Source organism: Mycobacterium sp. 852014-52144_SCH5372336, from assembly GCF_001665615.1.
In the GTDB taxonomy this organism is placed as follows: Bacteria; Actinomycetota; Actinomycetes; order Mycobacteriales; family Mycobacteriaceae; genus Mycobacterium; species Mycobacterium neumannii_A.
This window is the reverse complement of sequence record NZ_LZSW01000014.1, coordinates 1-22,698: the sequence shown is the minus strand read 5'-3', so window position 1 is coordinate 22,698 and position 22,698 is coordinate 1. Positions and strand designations below refer to the sequence as shown.

Below are 22,698 nucleotides of genomic sequence, written 5' to 3'. Positions count from 1 at the left end.
TCGGGATACTTGCTGACACGTCCCATAACTCAGATCCTCCCAAGATCGGGAGTCTCCGGAAACGCCGGGACGGGTCAAATTGATACAAGCCGCCGGCCTGTGCGCACTGCTGCTCGAGATCTACGTCGTGATGGGAGCTGGCTGGGTGTGGTACCGAGGCCACCAACCGGAGTCGATAGGGGCCTTTGCGAACGTGATTGTGCTCCTCGGCGCCAACGCTGTGATCACTGCCGCGGCAACAGTAGGAGTGGCTTCGGGGGTGCGGCACAACCACCATGCGCCGGCCAGCGCAGAGCCTGAACACCATGGGCCGAGCATCGGACACACGAGGATGCCCATCACGATCATCCGGAGCCGATGGCGGAGTTGATCCACCCGCCCGCCCGCGCCGGCTAATGTCGAAGCCCCGCCTCCGGCAACGGATCCGGCACAGGACGCCGCCGGTGAGCATGACCATGGGGAGTGACACCACCCTTTGCCGCAGGTTCGCGCCGGTCCGTAGGGTGACTGCTCGATTGTGGTGTGGGCCTGAACAGGCGGCCATTGCTCCGCAAGCGGTGCGCGGCGCTCACAATCCGGCTGATGGATCGAGAGGTGGTCGATCCGCGTGATCCACCATCGCTATTTCGCCAGCGTCGTGAATGGTTAGCCTGCTTACATCCGGCCACGGCAGTGTGGGCACTGCTGACCCATGGCGGCACACATCGGGCAGTCGTCCATCGGCATCAACATGTTGCCGTCGCAGCACCACATCAAATGTGTGCCGCTGCCGTTGTCGTAGATCACCGCCATCGGCTCTGCTCCCGTCACATCGAAAAAGACTTTCCCACTTGCGGTTTGGCCTTGAGCAAGGGTGGTCGCGGGAAGTCCTTGCGGGTTAGGGATCTGCCACAGAACGGGGTAACGCTGACCGCCGGACGCTACGGCGGACAGATTAGGGATGACAGGGGTGACGGTGCCGTTGGCGGCGCGTACGGTGGCCGAGGCTTCCCAGAGCTGTCCTCGGGGGGTATATCCAGGCAAGACGGTCGTGGACTTCTGTAGGTCTGCAACCACCCACTCCTGCACGACAGCACCCCCGGCGTCGACGATTTTTTGCGCCGAGCCGAATTGGTGGTGGCCATGCTCGGCGGCGGAGGCGGGTGCTGCGAGGGCTGTCGCTGCGGCCACGAATGCAGCGGCGATGGCCGTTATCATGGCGGTGCGTGGTGACATTGGCAATGTGTCCTTTCGGGCGCTCTTGGTGATTGGGTGACAGCTCAGCTCAGCGAGCCTCGGTTTCTACGTAACGGGATAGTAGCTGCATGCTCTGGGATGCCGGTCGCCTCGGCCCACGTGTAGTCGAAGACGGGCGGGCGGCCGACCCAGGAGACGTGTTGTCTTGTTCGGCCACCCGCCCTATCGGAGCTATCCGCGCCGCCACGGGTTACACATGGCGTCCGCACGAGGACTTCTCCTGCGCAGTCGGTTCCGGCTGGCTGGTGTCGGTGCCCTCGGGCCGCCAATCGAATGCGAAGTGCTTGCTCGATCCGCCGCGGTACTCGTGCGTCCAATCGAAGCCGACAGCATCATCACGCTCGACGACTCCCCACGTGGCGACCTGACCGGGTCCGACCTCGGCGCCCGGCGCGTTGACGGTCGTCACGCGCCGGTTCGGATCAGCCGTGGGACCCGTCAAGGCCGCAACCCGCACATCAACCTTCCCCGGGATCTCGGCGCGCCAGTAGGCCAAATCGTCTGCGGCTTCGAAGCTGATCGGCGCGAAATCGATACCGCGCAAATCGGCGATGAGGCTTGCGAATTCGGCCGGCCAGCCGCCTTCCTTGCCGGTGAAGATGCGCTCCAACGCCTCGCGCTGGGCGGCATCGGCGTTGGCGTCGATGTAGAACATCAGCTGCATCATGGCGTTCGGATCGCCGACCCACATGTTGCCGGTGAACTCACCGAGCGACACGACGTTCAATCCGGCCAGATCCACGCCGGCGAAGTGGCCCTCGCGGATGTGCCAAACCAGGGCGAACAAGCAGTCACCGTGGGTGGGCTCCTGCGCAAAGCTGCAGGGGCAGGGCAGCTTGCAGCTGCACACGTCGAACCAGTCACCGCGCAGATGCCAGTCCACGGCCGTTGAGGTTGTTGTCATCGCTCGATCCTTTCCTATACCCCCCGGGGGTACCGAGGAGGCTTGGCGCAACGCTAGCGCTAAAGGCACTAGGGCGCAAGTACCCCCTAGGGGTATACTATTTCCATGCCTGGAACCGAGCTCCGCAATCGTGTCGAAGCCTCGCGGCGGCGAGATCGCCAGCCGGCAGTACGACGGCCGGCGTCACGAGCGCTTGCCGCGGTGGTGATAGCGGTCGGGGTGGCGGGGTGCGTGGCGGGCGATCCAGCCCCGACGTCGCCGACGCAGGTACAGGCGCCAGGCGCCGCCCGGCAAGTCGGCCCAGCCGAGTTCGCCGCAGCCGTCACCGAGCCGGGCCGCGTAACCGTCAACGTGCATGTGCCCTTCGAGGGCGATATCGCCGGCACGGACCTGTCCATTCCGTTCGACCAGATCACCGCGCAGGCCTATCGGCTACCGCCCGACCGCACCACGGGGTTGGCAATCTACTGCCGGTCGGGGCCGATGAGTGCGACTGCCGCCTCAACTCTTCAGGATCTGGGCTACACCGATGTCATCGAACTGCGCGGGGGCATGCGCGCTTGGCAAGCCGACGGCCGCGCGCTGATCGGCATTTGACGATCAACTCCTACCCCTGTCAGGCGCAAGCGAACCGTCCCAGCTCTCATTGAGTGGTCTCAGCGGCTCAACCAGGGACGCGCAGGTGCTTACGGGCGGCGAGTTCTTCGTCATCGACGAGGGTGAGCATCGGCTGGCCCGAGTTCCAATCCCCGAAGGTACGGCGGACGTTTTCACCGATCTAGCTCCGCCGCGGTATCAAGTGGCACCGGCCGCAGCCGCCCCGTGCGATCCAGGTAGTAGAGCGCTAACGCCGCAAGGATACCGATCGACGTAAGCACCAACCAGACCAGAGCAGGGGCACCGATATCGCGAGCGGCTTGCATAAGAGCACCGGTGCCTAGGTTTCCCGCCAATATGCCCACCCCTACGATGGTGTTATAGAAGCCATAGTGGGTGCCGACCAACCGATTTCCCGCCAGCGAAACCACGGTGTCCATCTCGAATGGAAACACTGCCGCCGACCCGACAGCCAGCAGCGCAGCCGATAACAGTATCCCGCTCACCGCGGCTATCAAGCCGAAGCGTCCGCTGTCGGGCACGATGGCAAGGGGAACGAATCCGGCGGCCAAGACGAGCATCCCAACCACCAGGGACCGTCCCGGTCCCCACCGGGCGGAAAACCAGCGCGTGATGCGCAGTTGGCCCCCGACGGCCACGAGTCCCGAGACGACGAATATCGATGCCACCAAAAGTGATTCAGCCTGCGGAGCCAAAACCGATGCGTGTAGTGGCAGGGCCAGATAAACCTGAAAAGACAGAACATAGGACCCGATCATTGCCGCGGCAAACAACAGAAACGGTCTGTTGGCCACGACGGCGCGCCAATCGTCGAGCACCTTAGTCTTCTCCGATGAGGCAGCATTGTGCTGCGGGAGGGCGAATAGTTGTGCCACAGTCAGGAGCGCAAAGACGATAGCGGCGCTGGCAGCGGTGACTCGGAAGTCGAGAGTCATCAACGCCAGTCCCACCAGTGGGCCGGCAAGTATGCCAGCCTGGTAGAAGATGTTGAACACGGAAAACGCCTCGACGCGCCGATCCTCGGAATCCGTGGCCAGATAGGCCCGAACCGCCGGATTAAACAATGCACCGGCGAAACCTGTTGCGGCAGATGCAATCAGAACGAACGGCAGCGATTCGGCAACGACCAGCAGTGCGAACCCAACGGTACGCAGCAGGCAACCCGCGACGATCAGCGGTTTATAACCCAGCCGATCTGCCAGCGTGCCGCCCACGATGAACATGCCCTGCTGAGAGAAGTTGCGCACCCCGAGGACCAACCCAACTGCCCACGCGGCGAGACCAAGGGGCCCGGCGAGATAGCCGGCCAGATAGGGCATCAACATGTAGAAGCCCAGGTTGATGCCGAACTGGTTGATCATCAGCAGTCGGCTCGGCCAACCGAAGCTGCGGAATTGCGACACAAACGTTCTCACGGCGCCATCGCCACCGGATCGACCACCTGTGCACAGCGGGTCCAAGAGCGCACCACTTGTTGGCTGGGATGGTCGACGACGGCCGGCGCCACGGGAGGCGCCAGGTCGACGAGACCATGGGCGCGGCAATAGTCGTCGTTGTAAATGGTGTCGAAGTAGCGTTGCGGGCCGTCAGGAAACACTGCGGCGATCTTCGTGCCGCGTTGATAGGTCCGCGCCGCCCAGCCAGCCACTAACGCCACCGCACCTACGCTCCATCCCCCGCTGACGTACTGTTTGGCGGCCAGGGAACGGCAGGCCCAGACCGCCTCAGCCGGCGCCACCCAGTGCACCTCATTGAACGCGCGATATTCCACATTGCGGGGGTAAATACTCGAACCCAGTCCTCGCATCAACCGCGTCGCAGCGGGCTGACCGAAGATCGTCGAACCCACGGTGTCGACGCCGATCAACTGCAAATCCGGATTAAATTCACGTAGCACTCGCGCCACTCCAGCGGAATGCCCGCCGGTGCCGACCGAACACACCAAGACATCGATGTCTCCCAATTGATCGTGTAACTCCAAGCCCAATCCACGATAGGCGTCGACGTTGTCGGGGTTGTTGTACTGATCGGGATACCAGGCGTTCGGCTCAGTCGCGACAATTTCCGTGACACGGTCTCGGCGCGCCTGTTGCCACCCGCCTTCGGGATGAGGTTCAGCCACCACGTCAACCTCCGCACCGTAGGCCGACAGCATCCGCTGGATGATGGGCTCCAAACCGGGATCGGTGACGAGCGTGACAGGATGCCGATAGACGGTGCCGGCCAACGCCAAGCCTAATCCTAGTGTGCCACTCGTCGATTCGACGACGCGGCCACCCGGGCGCAAATCCCCGCGGGCCCGGGCACGCTCCACCATGTGCATTGCCGGTCGGTCCTTCATTCCGCCAGGGTTGAATCCTTCGAGTTTGGCCCAAAAGCCGCGCCCATCATCGTTGAACGGCGCGGAGATCCATAACGTCGGCGTATTTCCCACCAGTGTTTCGAGCCGGTGGTTTCGGACCGAACCCTGATGACGTGTGCTGTGGATTCGAGGGTGAACGGATAAGACATGATTCATGTGATTTGTCGCTTCTGAGTCGGAGCCGCGGGCCAGCCGGCACACGGCAATGTTTGAGTTGCCAGCGAACGTCGACCAGCCCAAATCGAACGCGGGCGGGTCTTGCACTAGCAGGTCAGCGACGTGTGATACACAGTCGGGTCAGCCGCTGCTGACCCGAAAGCGGTACTGAAGGACCACCAGGCGGGCCACGCACCAACATCGCGCCAGTACCGGCGCCTACACTCAGCGCGACCGCGAGTGCGCTAACGAGGCCGAGTGCAATGCCGAGTTTTGTCACCCTCGGTAGCACCGCCGCGGCGAGGCCTTCGTGCGCATATGTGATGGATGAGTCTGCCAAGTGCGGGTGGTCCACGTCGTAATGCAAATGGCCGACGAAACCAGCAAACTCAGAAGCCGCAGCCGAAACCGTCGCATGAGGCCCATGAACTGGAGGCGCATCCGACTGCGAGAAAGCGCAATGCGTGACGACGACGAGCATCCACGACGCGACTGCCAACACAACAAGTTGGCCCAGGCGCATCTTGGTGCGAACGTCGCGTCTCACAATGATGCCCACTCTAACAGCACCAGCGCATTCCACGGCGCGGGCGCAGAGTCGAGTCCTTGTCGTTACCGCACCGCGATGGTTGCGGCCCCGGTATCGTCCTTCACACAATGCGCTCAACACAGAGCACAGGAACACGCTGGCGCGCAGACCAACTCAACAGTCAGCGCAGTCCTTCGCTCTGATGGCACCGCCTCATCAAAGCTGGTCATCTACTATTTCACTACGTACTACCCCTGCATAAGGCGCGAGGACAGCAAACCATGACGGTTAGTCAATACGCCGATAAGCAAGAGACTACGGCCACGCCCGGCGAGCCCGCCGGGCTGATGAAACTATGACCGACGTCACAGGCGGCCGGCTTGAGTTCGCATCGCAACTGCCTTCAGAGCGGTCGACCAATCCCCGAGCTGAGCACCCTGGGTTGCGCTTCTATTGCGGCACGAACCGCACAAGATGCAGGCAATTCATCTGCAAAGTCAAGGATTCTGCGCCGTGCATCCGGAGCCACGTAATACGCACGGGGGCGTTGACGAGGAGGCATGCGACCACGCGATGTGCGGCGGCTAAGACGACCAATAATGGAGACGCTCTGTTCCAGTCTCATCCCGAGGTGGGCATCATGCTTGGGATCTACCGCCTTGGCGTAACGGGCACTGAGTTCTTACAGGCCTCCAGCCCGCTCGCTTCGCTCGCTCAGTCCTCCTGTCGCAGACGCCTGGCCATGCAACTGCGACCGGGTGCGGATGGCAGGCGTCGGCTGAGCAGTGCAGTCAGGTCTCGTAGTTGAGGGCGGTCATCATGCCGGCCTCTTGGTGATATGTGTTGTGGCAGTGCAACATCCACCCTCCTGGGTTATCAGCGACGAATGTCACGGCCAGCCGTTGCATCGGCAACACGATGACCGTGTCCTTGCGGGCGCCAGGGCGACCGTCGTGACCGACGACTTCAAAAGTGTGACCGTGCAGGTGCATCGGATGCCACATCATCGACATGTTGTTCAATACCAGGGTGACCCGCTGATCTTGCTGGACCGCAAGGGGGCGGGTGTCGACAAACGGCCGACCGTTGATCATCCAGTCGTAGTTCATCATGGATCCATTCAGGTCGGCAGGCAACGTCACGTCGGCGCGGTCCTGCGCCAACGCGACGGCAGGCTCCGCGGTGAACTGACCTATCGTGCCGATCCTGCGCGCCAATTCCGCAGGCTTGAAATCCAGCGGCGGCGGCGAACCGGCGCCAGTGATCAACAGTGCCCGTGCCGCGGAGCTCTTCCCCTCGGCGGCGGCGACGAGGGGGAAGACACCGTCACCCGCGGTGATGACGACGTCGTATCGCTCCCCCATCCCGATCAGCACGGCATCGACCTCCCGTGGCACAACCGGGAAACCATCGGTGTGGGTAACCATCATCGGGTGACCGACCAGCGCCACGCGGAATGCGGTGTCGGAACCGGCGTTGATGATGCGGATGCGTATTCGTTGGCCGGGTCTTGCTCGGAAAGTGCTGGGGGCCTGTGGGATACGGCCATTAGCCACATAGTAGGGGTAGGTGACGTCGCCGGCGTCACCCCCGAGGAGGTCGCTACGGCCCACTCCGCCCACGCCGGGAACCATGTCGTCGGACTCACCCATCGAGGGCATGCGGTGGGCGGGCCCAGGCATATCGCGCAGACCGTCATAAATCTGCTGGGGGCTCGAGCCGATTCCGTCGGTCCAGTCGTCGAGAATCACGAGCCATTCGGCGTCATAGTCGCCGGGGTCCGCTGGGTCGTCGACAATGATGGGGAAGTAAAGCCCAGTGTCGGCGTCCAGACCGGTGTGTGGATGCGCCCAGTAGGTGCCCGGATGCGGAACCGAGAATCGATAGGTGAACTCGCCGCCGGCCCCGATATCCGGAGTGGCCGGAGCCGCGCCGTCCATGTCGTTGCGTAACGCAATGCCATGCCAGTGCACTCCTGTGGCGCGATTCAATCGGTTACGCACTGTCACCGCCAACTCGTCGCCCACGCCGGCCCGTAGCAGCGGGCCCGGCACGGCATCGTTATATGCGACCGTCTCGGCGAGTGCACCGCCGAGGTCGACATTCGTGCGCTTCGCGGTCAGCGTCGCGCTGACAGTGCGACCGCTGTGCGGCCGGCGCGCTTCTGCGGCTGCGACCGCGCCGCCACGCTCGGTCCCTTCCGTGCGACTCCCGCAGCCGATTAAAGCCAGGCCAGCCGCAGCGGTGACGCCTAAAAACCTCCGCCTGTTGAACCCGCCGTTATGCGGTGCTACTTCATGCATGGCGCTCATGTTGTCCGACACTGGCGAGGAGCCTGTCATCGGGACCTCCTTTCAATGTCACGGTCTACCCGCGTACATACCGAATCGATGGAGTTCTTATAAAGTTTCGTTGAAGTCTGCCCACGGCTGCCTTGTTGTTTCTCGCACAATGACGCCATTGAAGACAACAAGTTTGCGACTCCTAATCAGCATGAAAAGCTACCGAATATCCTCGCTTCACCTACATAAGCAGGATATTCGGTCGCAAGGACGCCAGAGATGGCGAAGGGGCGAAGCTCCCCGGCGAGAGTTCGGACGACTGTGACAAGTTGATCTACTGCCTATCTAAGTACTTAGTAGGCTGATAGCCTGAAACAGCGCTCCAATGTCAGGACGAGTCCGTGAAGAAGGCACTATGACGACGAACCTTAAACCAGTACAACGACTTCTCTTGGCCGGTGGAATATCGGCCATTGTGGCTGCCGCACCGGTGCTCGTCGCTGCTGGGGGTCCGACCAATTATTCTGTGACCTCGATGGGCCCGTGCTTCAACGGCGAGGAAGTAGACGTCTTCACTGGAAGCTGTGTTCCCCACTTGGCGCCCAGATCGCCCTATGCCTCGATTCCTGGCAATCCGCAGGTTCCAAGTGTCCGCGGCAGGCCGTGCACAACGATCCCGGAGTGCCAAGCCCTGGAGCGACAGCAGGGCGGGCCGTTGCCTCCGCGGCCGGTCCCGCATGTCAAGGAAGGGCACGACCCGACGGGTGTCAGCCAGCACCCGTAGATTATGACCGGTGAGGCGAAATACGTCTCGGCCACGCGGGACCCGTTGAATTCGTTACTGCAGTCTCCCGCGAACGGCGTTGAGGCACTGATGCCCCCGAACATCGCTGACCGGCTCAACGCGCCACTTCCTGATACTCAGCGTGGACCTGGCCGCGTCTTCGCTCCAAGCTAGGTGTTCGACTACCTATCTGCATCGGGTTAGGTTCGGGCGCAACTTGATCTGGGAATTACGGGGGCAGCCTGGACTCAAAGAAAACGTACGTCTTGTGCGGACTCGAGAAGGTGTTTGCCGGTGCCGAAGGACCGCCACAGGCGCTGCGGCTCGACAAGGGAACGGAGATGGTTTCCCGAGCGCTGCAGCAGTACTGCGGCGGCAGCATCGCGATCAACCTACATTGCGCCCCGTTGTCCGTGGATGACTGATGAAATCGAAGCATTCAAAATCGCCTACGCACTGAGTGCCTCAACCGCAGCCACTGAAACACGCTGCTGGAGGCCCGCCCGGTCACCGGGGACTTCAAGCACGAGCACAACCACCGTCACCGGAACCTGGCGCTGGGTGTCGGATGCCGGCCGAGGACGCCGCGGCGTGCAGGTGCACCAAGCCCGGTGGCCTGCGGGCATCAACTGAACCTGGCTCAACCAATCCGACTCTGAGACCGCGTGGAATCAGAATCGGAGACTTGCCGAGGCTGCAGACGCGGATTCGCGTCCGGCTTGGTCTTGGTGACGATGACGTATTGGTTATGCGTGTTGCTCGGCCCTGATGCGGTGATGTTGGCGCTGCTCAGCACCCTTAGCGATGATTCTGCGCCGCCTAATCTTAGCCGCCGAGAACGCCGTTGGGGCACCACCCGCCAACGCGCTCGGTGTGGTCGCCATCGCGAATGGCCCAACGGTGCAGTACGGGCCAGTAGCGGACACGATTCCACATGCCCATGGTTGGTCGGCCACCCGTGAATTCGATCGTCAGAGCCGAGTACTCATGATGTCCGTCGACCCAGTCGGTCTCCTTTGAACAAAACTTCACAGGACCTCCATCGATTTGCGGCATATCGCAGCGGATGGTGGAACCGTAGGAGGGCCGATGAATATGGTTCGTACCAAAAGTCTTTGGTCGCGACAGGGCCGGTCGGCACGCCTGGCTGCTGCCGTCCGACTCCCAAGGTTGCAATCCCACCACTGGTCAACGCCGCAGCTAAACCGCGACTCTGTCACAACAGCGTGCGGCGCCCACCGACGCTGCGTACCAACACAGGCGGGCGCACTGTGCATGAGGTCATCGCATCAGGGGTCAGCTTCCCAATCGACGGACTCCGGCCGCCACCGCTGCAGCGGGCCAGGCGCCGCCTGCGCGATGTACAACCAATTGGCCTCCCTACCTTCCGGACGTCGTTGCAACAAGATCGCGCAAATTCAGTACGAAGAGGACGATTCGAATCGCCATCATCATCCATATCGGGCGGCACACCTGAACCTCGGCGGCGCCATCGCCGAAACGGAAGAAGATAGACGACGCGCCAGCACCGGCGCGACGGCCAGTGTCGTTTCCGCTTTGCCAACCGGTCACGCAAAGACAAGCGGCCGCAGATCGCAATCGGCGCCAGCTCATGCACCTCGCCCAACTCGAATGCGGAAGCGGCGCACCATGTTCAAGTTCATTCCAATTGTTGGTGGAGCCGCGGCTACCGCCGCAGCATCTGCCCTGTTCATGATGCCCAGTATCGCATCGGCTGCACCGGTGCTGGTGGGGAAAACGTATGCCGAAGCGGCGGCGATCATCGCGCAGCAGGGCGGCACGGCCATCGTCGCTTCCCGGGTGGGCGATCAGCTGTCTCTGAATGAGTGCATCGTGACCAGCGCGATGGACGCTTCGTTTGTTAGGAATCGTGTGTATCCGACCGGACCCGGACGAACCGGGCGTCGAAGCAACTACCTCGCGGTCACCAACGAGACTCTGCTTCATCTCAACTGTAACGCGCGAGTCGCTTCGGCCACCACGCCGGGGAATTCGGCAGCAAGCCCCGAGGGGCGCAAGGCCAAGCAAGAGCGTGAATCGCAGGCGGGGCGGCGTACTTCCACCGGCCAGTAATTGTGCACGCAGACTAGGGAGAACGTCCAGGTTTGTTGCCCGCTGCGGGTTTGCGCGCCGCACCGATAGGTGCTGTGCGTATGGCAGGCGAGCGGGTGTAGGAGCCCAACTCGAGCTATGGCACCGTGTGCAAGGGGTCGACGACCGTGGCGCACCTAGTCCAAGAGGTCACGACTTGCTGTGTGGGATAGTCAATCACCGTCGGCTGCGGCGGCGCGGTGGTAAGCAGCAGTTTGTGGTTTTGGCAGTAGGCGTCGTTGTAGACGGTGTCGAAGTAGCGTTGCGGTCCGTCGGGAAATACCGCGGCGACCGTCGCATCAACCGGGACGGTGCGCGACGCCCAGCCTGCGACCAGTGCGACCGCACCCACGCTCCAGCCTCCGGTGACGTAATGGGTGGCTGCCAGTGTGCGACACGCCCATACCGCCTCGGCCGGCGCCACCCAATGCACCTCGTCAAACGCCGCGTAATCGACGTTGCGGGGATAAATGCTCGAGCCCAGTCCACGCATCAAGCGGGGTGCAGCTGGCTGACCGAAGATGGTCGATCCGATGGTGTCCACTCCGATCAGGGTTAGTTCAGGTTGGAACTGTCGCAGCACCCGCGCGATGCCCGCGGAGTGGCCGCCCGTCCCGACTGAGCACACCAGCACGTCGATCGTTCCTAACTGGGCTGCTAGTTCCAGCGCCAGCGATCGATACGCATCGACGTTGTCAGAATTGCTGTACTGGTCGGGATTCCACGCGTGGGGATCGTCGGCCAGCAGTTCGCTGACCCGGTCTTTGCGCGCCTGCTGCCATCCGCCGGTGGGGTGTGCTTCGGTCACTACGTCCACCTCGGTGCCGTAGGCGCGCAGCATCGAGAGCATGTTCGGCTCCATGCCCGGATCGGTGACGACGGTGACCGGATGCTGGTACATCACACCGGCCAGCGCCAGACCCAGTCCCAAGGAGCCGCTTGTCGATTCAACGATGCGCGCCCCGGTGCGCAGATCTCCGCGCACACGGGCGCATTCCACCATATGTAGGGCTGGGCGGTCCTTCATGCCGCCCGGATTGAATCCCTCGAGTTTGGCCCAAAACCCGCGGCCTGCAGAGGTGAGCGGGTCGGAGATCCGAACCACCGGAGTGTGTCCCACCAGAACGTCATGCGTGAGCCCGGGCATGCTTCGCGCCGCCGGCCTCGAAGGCGACCGGCTCACCGCCGGCCCGCCGCCGGCGGGGGCTTGACGCAGTGGCCGCTGTCGTGGGCGGCCGCGGACCACCCGAAGCGAGTTTCGTCGTGGCGGTTGACTGTTGCGAAGAGCGCGGCGGCCGCCACGATGATAAGCACCCACAACGCGGCCAAGACGGCGGTGATCAACACCAAGTCGTCTGCCGCGACGCCGTCGCGGTTGAAGAACTCCGGATACCACTCCACGTCGATTGGGCCTCCCTTCCGGTTCCAGAGTCTTCGGCTTGTTCGGCGAATCGATGGAGGTTGTGTGAAGATTTGTTGAAGACCGGCGCGATGATGCTGCTTGTGACGGTTCCGGTGCACGATGGACACCATGAACGGCACGGCAGGTGAGGCGCGTGGGCACGATCAGGGCTATCGGGCTTTGGTGGTCGATGATGAAGCGGCGCTCGCCCGAATAGTGGCCACATATTTGGAGCGAGAACATTTCGACACCCGGATCGCCGACAACGGAGAGGAAGCGGTGATCCTGGCCCGCGAGATCGATCCCGACGTGGTCGTTCTCGACCTGGCGTTGCCGGGCATGGACGGTTTGGAAGTGTGCCGTCGGCTACGCAGCTTCTCTGACGCCTACGTGGTGATGCTCACCGCCCGTGACACCGAAATAGACACCATCGTGGGCCTGACAGTCGGTGCCGACGATTACATCACCAAGCCGTTCAGCCCGCGCGAGTTGGTGGCCCGCATCCGCGCCATGCTGCGGCGACCCCGCTCAGCGGCCGGTGTCGGTGTTCCAGGTACCGCTACTAGTGATGGCCTACCGCCGTCGCGGCAATTCGGGTCGTTGAGCATCGATGTCGCGGCACGCGAAGTTTTGATCGACGACGAGCCGATTAACCTGACCCGCACTCAGTTCGACGTGCTGGCGGCCTTATCAGCGCGCCCCGGCGTGGTGCTCAGCAGACGCCAACTACTCGAAACGGTGCGCGACGGGCCGTGGGTGGGCAATGAGCACCTCATCGACGTCCACATCGGTCACCTACGCCGCAAACTGGGCGACGATCCGGCCGCACCGCGCTACGTGCTGACGGTGCGCGGGGTCGGTTACCGGATGGGTAGCGGTCAATGAGCCGCCAACGGGTGCCGAAAGGTTCATGGATCGGCGGCTGGCGGTCGCCGGGAATCGGGGTTCGACTGCTGGTGGCCCAGGGCATGGTGTTGCTCGCCGGCGCGGTCACCACCTGGGTGGTGGCCGCCGTGGTGGGGCCACCGCTGTTTCGCGAGCACCTGCATCAGGCCGGTGTTGCCGACAACTCCGCCGAACAGATGCATGCCGAAGAAGCTTATCGATACGCCACCGCTTTATCGGTGGGCGGTGCGTTGGCCGTCACGGCGCTGGCCGCCCTGGCGGTCAGCTGGTACATCAGCCGGCGCCTGCAACACTCGGTCACCGAAGTCGCTTCAGCGGCAACCGCAGTCGCCGACGGCCACTACACCATCAGGGTGGTTCCCCCCCAGCTTGGGCAGGACTTCGACGCATTGGCCGAAGCGTTCAATCAGATGGCGGCGCGACTCCAGGCCGTCGATGCCACTCGCCGCCAACTGTTTGCTGACCTTGCTCATGAACTCCGCACACCGGTGTCCGTTCTGCAGGCCTATATGGAGGCCATCGAGGACGGTGTCGAGGCCTTGAGCCCGGCCACCATCGCCATGCTGCGCGATCAGACGCGCCGGCTGGTGCGCTTCGCCGAGGACACGGCCGCGCTGGCCCAGGTCGAGGAGATCTCCGCGTCGGTAACATTCACCGATGTCGACCTCGAACAGCTGGTGGCCACCACCGTGGACGCAGCGGCCGAGCGCTACCGCGCCAAGGGCGTGTCGCTATCCACTCACTTACCACCGCGGTTGCCGCCCCTGTGGGGCGATGCGCAGCGACTCGCCCAGGTCCTAACCAACCTGCTCGCCAACGCCTTGCGCCACACAGCCGAACAGGGACATGTCGAAGTTCGTCTCCACACCGATCACCGCCAGCTCACTCTCACTGTCAGCGACACCGGCGAAGGCATCGACGCCGAACACCTGCCGCACGTATTCGAACGATTTTACCGGGCCGGCCCCACCCGCACCCGCAAGCACGGTGGCGCCGGCATCGGCTTGGCGATCGCCAAGGCCTTAGTGGAGGCGCACGGCGGCTCCATCCGCGCCAGCAGTTGCGGACCGGGCACCGGAAGCACCTTCACCATCGTGCTTCCGCTGCCCGTCTCTACCCGCATCACCCCCGATGTCGCCGACAAGCCTTCCCGACGACCACCGGCACACACAACAGCAGCGACGTAGCGTCCATCCACGCCAGGTACACCCAACGCAACTACGCCTTGATCAATTCTTCATCGAACAGCGAAGCAATACATATACTTCCACCCAAGGCTGGTGGGGCCTGAGTAAAACTTCCAGAGCCGGATACGAGTGCTGTGCGGTCGCCGCGAGTCGCGACCCGTACATATTCATCTTGAATACGAAAGGACCGCGTGTGCAGCACAAGCGAATCATCACCGTTGGCGCCGCCGCGATCGCTGTGACCGTGACTTTGAGTGCCTGCAGCAACTCAGACAACAGCGGTGACACGGCAGCGACCACGCCGGTCACAACACCAACATCGACATCGGTCAACGGTGCTGGGCAGGCCAGCCACAATCAGGCCGATGTCACTTTTGCTCAAGGCATGATTCCGCACCATCAGCAGGCCATCGAGATGAGCGACATGGTGTTGGCCAAGGACGGCATCGACCCGCAGGTGGTGGAGTTGGCCAACGAGATCAAGGCCGCACAAGGCCCTGAGATCGAGCAGCTGCAAACCTGGCTGCGCGAATGGGGAGTCGCAGCAACGCCACCGACCGGCCCGATGCCCAATATGCCCGGCCATGACATGGATGGGATGATGTCCGAGCAGGACATGGCCGCGCTGCGGGACGCACAGGGTGTCGAGGCCTCCAGACTGTTTCTGACGCAGATGATCGAGCACCACGAGGGCGCTATCAGCATGGCTCGGACCGAAGTCGACAGCGGTCAATTTCCCGCCGCAGTCGACATGGCGCGCTCCATCATCTCCTCACAGCAACAAGAAATCGACTCCATGCAGCAACTCCTTCAACAGCTGTAGGAACACAACCTGCGACTAAGATCCCGTCCAGCCGACGTCGCCGTGCGGCGACCCCAGCGGGCGAGGGGGACATCGCCAGGTTGCCAGCCCGCGCCCGTGACCGGTTTGCCGCAGGCCGGGGGGTTCACCGCGGAAAGGGAATACCGATCACCATCAGATTCCCGGCTTATGCCGTATCGCTGACGGCGGCCGTGCTCGTGGCCGCCTGCTCAGCCGGGCCGGTCGACACGGTCGCGCAGCCGCCACGCATAGGCCACATCCACGGGCTGGCCATCAATCCATCCGACCAGTCCCTTTACGCCGCAACGCATTACGGGCTGTACCGGTTCGGCCGCGACGGTGCTCCGGAGCTTGTCGGCGGCCACACCCATGACTTCATGGGGTTCACCGTCATCGGCGCTGATCACTTCTTGGCCAGTGGGCACCCCGGCGCCACCGATCCCGGACAGCTGCCGCACCTCGGTCTGATCGAAAGCACCAACGGGGGCCGGAATTGGACGAACCGATCGCTCCCCGGGGAGGCGGACTTCCACTCGGTGCAATACCGACACGGCCGAGTGTATGCCTACGACAGCCTATCCGGACGCGTGATGATCAGCGCCGGCGAGGACGGGTGGGACCGCCGCGCCGAGATTGCCGCCCTGAGCATCGCCGTGTCACCGACCAACCGCGAGGAAATCCTGGCCACCACAGCGGAAGCGGGTTTGATGCGCAGCCTTGACGGCGGCGCCACTTTCACCACCACACCAAGCGCTTCGCCGCTGGTCTATCTCGGGTGGCCCGACGACGGCCCGCTCATCGGTGTCGATCCGGCTGGAACTCTGCGCTCCAGCCTTGACGGGACCACATGGAAATCCCGACACGCGCTGGGCGAAAGCCCGCAGGCACTGCTGGCCGCTGGCGACGGACAAGTCGTCGTGGCCACTGACTCGATGATCTACCGCTCCACAGACAACGGAACCACCGCCCAGCCATACCGGCGAATGGCCGAGCACACCTCACCGAACGGCTAACCTGGCCCGTTTCGGGAAACCGATGAAGGATAGGGATCGATCATGACCGAGCACCACCACACCCACCTAGGTGATGAGACCTCCGTCGCCGACACGGTATCGCCACCGCCACCGCATGACCATGATCACGGCGATCACGGGGGCCATGCGCATGTGGCGGAGTTTCGCAAACTGTTCTGGACGATGCTCGTTTTGGCGATCCCGACCGTCGCAGCCTCTGGGATGTTCGCGTCGTTCATCGGCTACCCGATCCCCGACATCACCGGTATCGACTGGGTGTCGCCGGTGCTCGGCACGGTGATCTACATCTGGGGCGGTCGGCCGTTCCTCGTCGGCGCGGTGAGCGAAATCCGTTCGCGGACTCCGGGGATGATGCTGCTGATCGGCCTGGCGATCACCGTGGCGTTCCTGGCGTCTTGGGCGGCGACTCTCGGCATAGTCGGCCATGAGCTGGACTTCTGGTGGGAAATGGCACTGCTGGTAGTGATCATGTTGCTCGGGCATTGGCTGGAGATGCGGTCGCTGGCGCGCACCACCTCGGCACTCGACTCGCTGGCTGCCTTGCTGCCAGACACGGCCGAACGTGTCGAAGGTGAGCAGGTGGTCACGGTTTCCCCGGCGGAGCTGCGCGTCGGCGATGTCATCCTCGTGCGGCCCGGCGCGAGCATTCCCGCCGATGGCGAAATCATTGACGGCGCTGCCGAGGTCGATGAATCGATGGTGACCGGCGAATCGCGCACCGTACGCCGCGAACCCGGTGACCATGTCGTCGCGGGTACCGTCGCCACCGACTCAGGGCTGCGGGTACGTGTCACCGCGATCGGTGACGACACCGCCCTCGCCGGAATTGAGCGCCTTGTCGCCGACGCGCAGAATTCGTCGTCACGGGCCCAGCGTATCGCCGACACGGCCGCGGGCTGGCTGTTCTGGTTCGCGCTGGGCGCAGCGGCCCTCACAGCCGTCATCTGGGGAATGCTGGGGCATCCCGACTATGCGGTGATCCGCGCCATCACCGTGCTCGTCATCGCCTGCCCGCACGCTCTGGGCCTAGCGATCCCGCTGGTCGTGTCCACCGCAACCGAACGAGCCGCCCGTGGCGGTGTGCTGATCAAGGACCGACTGGCGCTGGAGAGCATGCGTACCGTCAGCGTGGTTCTGTTCGACAAGACCGGCACGCTCACCAAGGGTGAGCCTGCCGTCATCGAGATCGCCGCGACGACCGGCAACACCGACGACGAGGTCCTTCGCTTGGCCGCCGCCGCCGAATCCGACAGCGAGCACCCACTGGCCCACGCGATCGTCGCGGCCGCCCGCCAGCGGGCAATGGACGTCCCGTCATCGGCGGACTTCACCTCATCACCGGCCGTTGGGGTCACCGCGACAGTCGGCGGTCGGCAGGTACGGGTCGGCGGTCCCCGGCTGCTCGAGGAAACCGGCCTCGCCGAGACCGCCCAGACGCGGGCATGGCACGACGACGGCGCCACCGTGCTTCACGTCGTGGTGGACGGCGCCGTGATCGGCGCACTCAAGCTTGCCGACGCGGTGCGCCCCGAATCCCGGCAGGCTGTGGATGCGCTACACCGGCTCGGAATGCAAGTCGCAATGATCACCGGTGATGCAGAACCCGTCGCACATGCGGTGTCCGACGAACTCGGCATCGACCGATACTTCGCCGAGGTGCGTCCAGAGGACAAGTCGGCCAAGGTCAGTGAACTGCAATCCGAGGGACTCAAGGTTGCCATGGTCGGTGACGGCGTCAACGACGCACCGGCGCTCGCGCAGGCCGACGTCGGCCTTGCGATCGGTGCCGGCACAGATGTGGCCATCGCGTCGGCGGGTGTGATCCTCGCCAGCTCCGATCCACGCTCAGTGGTTTCGGTGATCGAGCTGTCGAAGGCGACGTACCGCAAGATGAAGCAAAACTTGTGGTGGGCCGGAGGATACAACCTGATCGCGGTGCCGCTGGCTGCTGGCGTGCTCGCGCCGGTCGGCTTCGTCATGCCGATGTCGGTCGGTGCGCTGCTGATGTCGCTGTCGACGATCATCGTCGCGCTCAACGCACAGCTGTTGCGTCGACTCGATCTGCGCCCAGAGACCGCGGTCCGAAGCGTGCTGGGCGATACCGCCGCCGGCACTCACATCGACAGCCGAACCGTCGTGCACCAGTGACGCCGCAGCCCATCTCGGTCCGGCCCTCTGACGCCTCGATCTGATCCCATCGACCGGCCCTCCTTGCCTCCGCCCTTCCATTGCGACCGGTAGACGCACAGGATTACATGTGTTTCGGCGGGGCGACCAATGCCATCTATTCCGCGAAAGACAGTGTGCACGAAGCGGGAACGGTTCGATTCTGTTTCCTGAAAGGTCTTTCGTCATCTGATCGTGGACCTTTGACTCTGGGCCCACAGCCAGGTCGGGTCATATCGTGAACTGTGCCGGAAACTCGGTGATTCGCATCTAGAAAGGACCCAAGATGCGATCTTACTTCCGCAACCTGTTTGTGGCCGTCGCGGCGGCCGCCACCATCGGCGCTTCGGCAGCAATCAACGCTCCTTCGGCTGGGGCGGCTCCGCAGGACTGCCAGGCGTCATCTCCAGGAGTTCACCAATGCACCTCGCCAGGTCATGCTCAGATCCATGTGCCTCCACCGCCCGCACCGCGCTACCCCAACTTCCAAACCGGCCCTAATGGCGGACCTCCTCATCTGCCGTGGATCGGATAAGACTCCCAACTGCACCAGGCGGCACCGTTAAGGGTTGAATCGAAGCATCTTGCACTCGGTCTGATGACGAGCGCCGCGCCTTGGCGGGCTGTGGGGCGACACCCGACCGGTTCGCACCACGCGAATCAACATTGAAATGTCCGATCAGCGAAACGAAGAGCCGCAAAAGGCCCGCAATACTCCCCCGGAAATTTCATGCCCATCGATCGCACGCTTATTGTCTGATCGCTCAATGACCGTGACTGTTCCCGGATTCTGTTTCGCTGCCACTAGACGGCGCCGGAATATTCAGCGTGGTCGGCAGGGAACCGCCTCCTGCCGGGAGACGGGCAGAATAACTGACACCGTTGGGTTCTTCGCCAACCCTAATCGTTGCGACCACCGAAGACGTTGCCAAGTCGATGACGGACACAGTGTCGTCATAGGTGTTGGTCACCCATGCCCGCGTACCCGCGGGATCGATGATCACACCATGCGGTCCTGAGCCTGCCGTGACGGTGCTTCGGACCGTCATAGTCTGGGTATCGATCACCGACGCCGTGTGACCAGGCGCGTCTTCGGTACCTTGATTCGCGGAGACGACCGAGCGGTCGTCGGGGGTGAGGTAGAGCTGGACCGGAGCGTTCGGTACCTGTGCAGTAGCGACCACGGAGCGTGACTCCAAATCGACTTTCACCACCGCGGAAGGCTTTGTGACACCGGCGTAGGCGTACCGCCCGTCGCCGGTGACTGCGACCTGCGCCGGACCGGGTCCGACGGGCACTCTGCCCGCCGACGTGTCCGTGACTGGGTTGATCACATCCAGGGCCCCGGCCGAGGTGTTTGCCACCACGATCACCGAGCCGTCACCACTGGCCCGCAGGCCGTGCGGCATGCCGCCCAGCGTGATTCGTCCCACCGGCTGTAGCTGCCGGCCCTGATAAACCGACACCGTGCCGTCTCCTGCATTGGTCACATAGACTTTGCCGTTCGGTGCTTCCACAACATGCGCCGGAGCCGGACCGGTCGGAGCGATGGCCCTGACAGCGAATGTCGTCGCTTCAACCACTACCAGCAGATCGTCGCTTCCACTGACCGCGTACACCGCTGCCCCATCGCGACTGACTTGAACGTTATGCGGTTCTTCTATTCCCTTTAACGTGGTGAGCACCGCGTTGGTCGCTGCATCGATGACCGTAAGGCTGTCCCCATCCTCATCGGCCACCCACACTGAGCCAGCCTGCGCCGGTGCTGAATCCCGCGATGCGGCCGGCTGTTCAGAGGGACGGTCCCCTCCGCCCGAGCACGACGTCACCGCCACAGAAAGTACCGCGGCACCGAAGAATGCAGCCAGCCGAATTCGCCTCTTCCGGAAGCGCTTTTTCCGACCCCACAGCATGATCATGATGGACCGAAGGCATGGCGGCCATGTCGGGACCAACGATCCTGGTGCGCCGGTGGGCGGCCCGGCGAACGTCGGCACTTTCTCACTAGTCTCCCCGGTGCTCTCTTAGCAGCGCGAGTCGCCGACGGTACTCCTCGTCATCTAGCTCACCCCGCGCATAACGTTCAGCCAGCAGATCTTCGGCCCGGATGAAACTCTGGCCTGGGCTTGTCGGCGGCGTCGTGCGATTGGCGGTCAGGTAGCGCACGGCGAGTACCACCGCCGTGACGATCACCGCCCAAACCAGAACCATACCGATTGCCATCAGCATCCAGCCGCCCCACCCCCACCCGTCGTGCCACATCCCGCCCTCATCTCCGTAGATCACTGGTAAGACCTCACAAATCGATAATCTCGATGTTCATCATGCGCTTTCACGGAGTCAGACCGACAACAAGCGGCAGCCCGGTTCGCCAGTCGAATGAACACCGACCCGCAGAAACACTCCACCGCCTCGAATGCCGGCAGACCAGGCGTTGGTTTCTCCAGGGACTCGCGCGGAATCGCCGACCCGCTGACCGGTTCCATGTGCCTTGTTTCCGCTCGGTCCTACAGTTCGATTCACAACAAGGAAGTGCCACCTCCGGGCCCTCGATCACCTGCGTACCAACATGACTCGGATAGGCGGAACGGCTGGGGTGCCGAGCTAGGGAGAACGACGCCCCAGCCGTTCTCCGGACATACTATCGTAATTAGTAGATGAACGTCGACGGGCTAACGCTGCGAGTTCGGCGACGATGGCCACTGCGGCCATCTGCCGGTACCTTTCGGCGTCAATCTCCAGCAGTGATCTGGCCTACGGAACCGGTAGTCGAATCCGACGTGCCTCCAGCCGTTAGGACGTGGCGGACACATCTTCTAGCAAGCGCACAGCCCGGACATCGGCCCCCAGTCAGAAGGGATCTGGAAAGGCCGCGTCGACCGAAAGTGGTAGACCGACCTAGATGTAAGGCCGGCTAGACGTCCTGTACATCGCGGCACACCGGGATTACCCTGGAACACAGAGGCGTTCGAACGGCATCCGCGGAAGGAAACCACGATGCTCGGTCCGAGAGTTCGACCGGCACTTGTCGCAATCGCGATCGGCGCGGCCGGCCTATCCACAGCTGCCACCGCGCCCGCCTCGCCGCAGGGACCCTGCGATGACGTGCCTTACGTTGGTGTGTGCACGCCGCTGCCCGGTGCAACAGGAAAGCCGCCCCCGAATGCCAAGTCAGATCCGTCCCTGCACATCATCATCCCTAGCGCCCCGGGCGGCGGCAGCCATTGACGTCGACAACAACTGGGAATGCCCTGAACCAGTGGCTCTGGGGCAGGACGCCTCAAGGCGTGAGTTGAAGCAAGACTTTGCAGTCGACATGAGGTCACCTCGCCGCGCATCGCGCATTGCAGTCGTCGGTCGTTGACCAAGTGCGCAGCGGGGTATTGTTGAGCGATAGGACAATTCGCGCCGGTGTGGACTGCCTCCCGCACGATCCGGTCGCGGACCGCAGGAATCGACAACGGGTGATGTTCGGTCGTGCCCGGCTTCGTGATAACAGCCGACGCGTCGGCAAACGGCCGATACCGCGCCTCTCGCAGCTCGGCAAACTCATCCAGGAACCGGGTCACCCCTACTGCTCAACGTCGGCCACGGTAAATTTTAGGATCGGCCTTGGCCACCCGGTAAGCACATGCTTTAAGGCACGAACCGGACCCGCCGGCGCGGACCCAAAGCGGCAGGACTAGCCGGAACGGCGCTCACCGGGCACCTCCACTACACGCGATACGCATCGACGAAGCAACGGCCCTTCCCGCACCGGCGTTATGTTTTCCGCGTGGCTCAACCAGTCTTACGACCGCCTCCGAGGCCCTTCCGGCCGACAGCTCACTTCCCGCGTTCACTGGTTATCGAGCACCGCACTCCGGCAACATAATTCACAGATCACCGGACCGGGGGTCCTCACGAGTCCCCGCCACTATCTTGAAGGTTCCGCACCCCATACGCCGGGGAGTTCTTCAGGGCTCTCTCGCACCTCAAGGTCTTCAGCGCTTCTATGGCCTTCACCCTGATTTCGGGGACTCGACACTCCCTGCACCCCACCAGCGAGCGGGACCTCTAACGACGCCGCAGGCTTCGCGTCATGCTGCGGACCGCTCGGATGCTCGCCCTCAAGGTCTTTGGGGCTATCTCGTTAACGGTGTTTCCGGCGGTTTTCATCAGTAGGTTTCGGCTGCCGGGAATCGATCGCCGAAGGTA

At 63.2% G+C, this 22,698-nt stretch carries 16 protein-coding genes; 7 read left to right on the top strand and 9 right to left on the bottom strand.

Annotated features, from left to right (window positions below):
- Positions 1–654 precede the first annotated feature (654 nt).
- Positions 655–1,215, bottom strand: a complete 561-nt coding sequence (locus tag A5759_RS02365) for an MPT63 family protein (RefSeq protein ID WP_082961926.1) — start codon at positions 1,213–1,215, stop codon at positions 655–657.
- Positions 1,216–1,426: 211 nt separating this feature from the next.
- Positions 1,427–2,140, bottom strand: coding sequence for a DUF1326 domain-containing protein (locus A5759_RS02360; RefSeq protein WP_082961925.1), 714 nt, complete (start codon positions 2,138–2,140; stop codon positions 1,427–1,429).
- A 105-nt stretch (positions 2,141–2,245) separates the two neighbouring features.
- Here A5759_RS02360 and A5759_RS02355 point away from each other — a divergent pair, with 105 nt between their 5' ends.
- Entirely contained in the window at positions 2,246–2,737 is a 492-nt protein-coding gene (locus A5759_RS02355) for a rhodanese-like domain-containing protein (RefSeq protein ID WP_082961924.1), read from the top strand.
- Positions 2,738–2,910: 173 nt separating this feature from the next.
- On the opposite strand, the gene A5759_RS02350 is transcribed toward A5759_RS02355, so the two are convergent.
- From A5759_RS02350 to A5759_RS02340, 3 genes are all read right to left on the bottom strand, one after another.
- The gene (locus A5759_RS02350; RefSeq protein WP_068193334.1) at positions 2,911–4,119 is read right to left on the bottom strand and encodes an MFS transporter; all 1,209 of its coding nucleotides are present in this window, start codon (positions 4,117–4,119) and stop codon (positions 2,911–2,913) included.
- Between the two features lie 50 nt (positions 4,120–4,169).
- On the bottom strand, positions 4,170–5,276 hold the full coding sequence (locus A5759_RS02345; protein ID WP_068193331.1) for a PLP-dependent cysteine synthase family protein: 1,107 nt from the start codon (positions 5,274–5,276) through the stop codon (positions 4,170–4,172).
- Between the two features lie 1,320 nt (positions 5,277–6,596).
- Entirely contained in the window at positions 6,597–8,108 is a 1,512-nt protein-coding gene (locus A5759_RS02340) for a multicopper oxidase family protein (RefSeq protein ID WP_068193326.1), read from the bottom strand.
- Positions 8,109–10,230: 2,122 nt separating this feature from the next.
- Here A5759_RS02340 and A5759_RS25795 point away from each other — a divergent pair.
- Positions 10,231–10,965 carry a hypothetical protein gene (locus A5759_RS25795; protein ID WP_156616774.1) on the top strand — a complete coding sequence of 245 codons (735 nt, stop codon included), beginning with the start codon at positions 10,231–10,233 and terminating at the stop codon, positions 10,963–10,965.
- A 115-nt stretch (positions 10,966–11,080) separates the two neighbouring features.
- Here A5759_RS25795 and A5759_RS02325 read toward each other — a convergent pair whose 3' ends face one another.
- Positions 11,081–12,130, bottom strand: a complete 1,050-nt coding sequence (locus tag A5759_RS02325) for a PLP-dependent cysteine synthase family protein (protein ID WP_068193307.1) — start codon at positions 12,128–12,130, stop codon at positions 11,081–11,083.
- Positions 12,131–12,162: 32 nt separating this feature from the next.
- Positions 12,163–12,384, bottom strand: coding sequence for a hypothetical protein (locus tag A5759_RS02320; RefSeq protein WP_068193304.1), 222 nt, complete (start codon positions 12,382–12,384; stop codon positions 12,163–12,165).
- 121 nt (positions 12,385–12,505) lie between these two features.
- Here A5759_RS02320 and A5759_RS02315 point away from each other — a divergent pair, with 121 nt between their 5' ends.
- The 5 genes from A5759_RS02315 (at position 12,506) to A5759_RS02295 (ending at position 18,483) form a co-directional block, all read left to right on the top strand.
- Positions 12,506–13,270: a response regulator transcription factor gene (locus A5759_RS02315; protein WP_068193299.1), complete on the top strand. Its 765-nt coding sequence runs from the start codon at positions 12,506–12,508 to the stop codon at positions 13,268–13,270.
- A gap of 83 nt (positions 13,271–13,353) precedes the next feature.
- Entirely contained in the window at positions 13,354–14,478 is a 1,125-nt protein-coding gene (locus A5759_RS02310) for a cell wall metabolism sensor histidine kinase WalK (protein WP_231984511.1), read from the top strand.
- A gap of 193 nt (positions 14,479–14,671) precedes the next feature.
- Positions 14,672–15,301 (top strand): DUF305 domain-containing protein, encoded by a 630-nt coding sequence (locus A5759_RS02305; RefSeq protein WP_068193293.1) that lies wholly within the window; start codon positions 14,672–14,674, stop codon positions 15,299–15,301.
- Positions 15,302–15,498: 197 nt separating this feature from the next.
- Positions 15,499–16,314, top strand: coding sequence for a F510_1955 family glycosylhydrolase (locus A5759_RS02300; protein ID WP_231984509.1), 816 nt, complete (start codon positions 15,499–15,501; stop codon positions 16,312–16,314).
- Positions 16,315–16,356: 42 nt separating this feature from the next.
- Complete coding sequence (locus tag A5759_RS02295; RefSeq protein WP_082961921.1) at positions 16,357–18,483, top strand: heavy metal translocating P-type ATPase; 2,127 nt, start codon at positions 16,357–16,359, stop codon at positions 18,481–18,483.
- A 782-nt stretch (positions 18,484–19,265) separates the two neighbouring features.
- Here A5759_RS02295 and A5759_RS02290 read toward each other — a convergent pair.
- Complete coding sequence (locus A5759_RS02290; RefSeq protein WP_369816156.1) at positions 19,266–20,240, bottom strand: hypothetical protein; 975 nt, start codon at positions 20,238–20,240, stop codon at positions 19,266–19,268.
- 265 nt (positions 20,241–20,505) lie between these two features.
- Positions 20,506–20,787: an SHOCT domain-containing protein gene (locus tag A5759_RS02285; protein ID WP_068193290.1), complete on the bottom strand. Its 282-nt coding sequence runs from the start codon at positions 20,785–20,787 to the stop codon at positions 20,506–20,508.
- Positions 20,788–22,698: the final 1,911 nt, after the last annotated feature.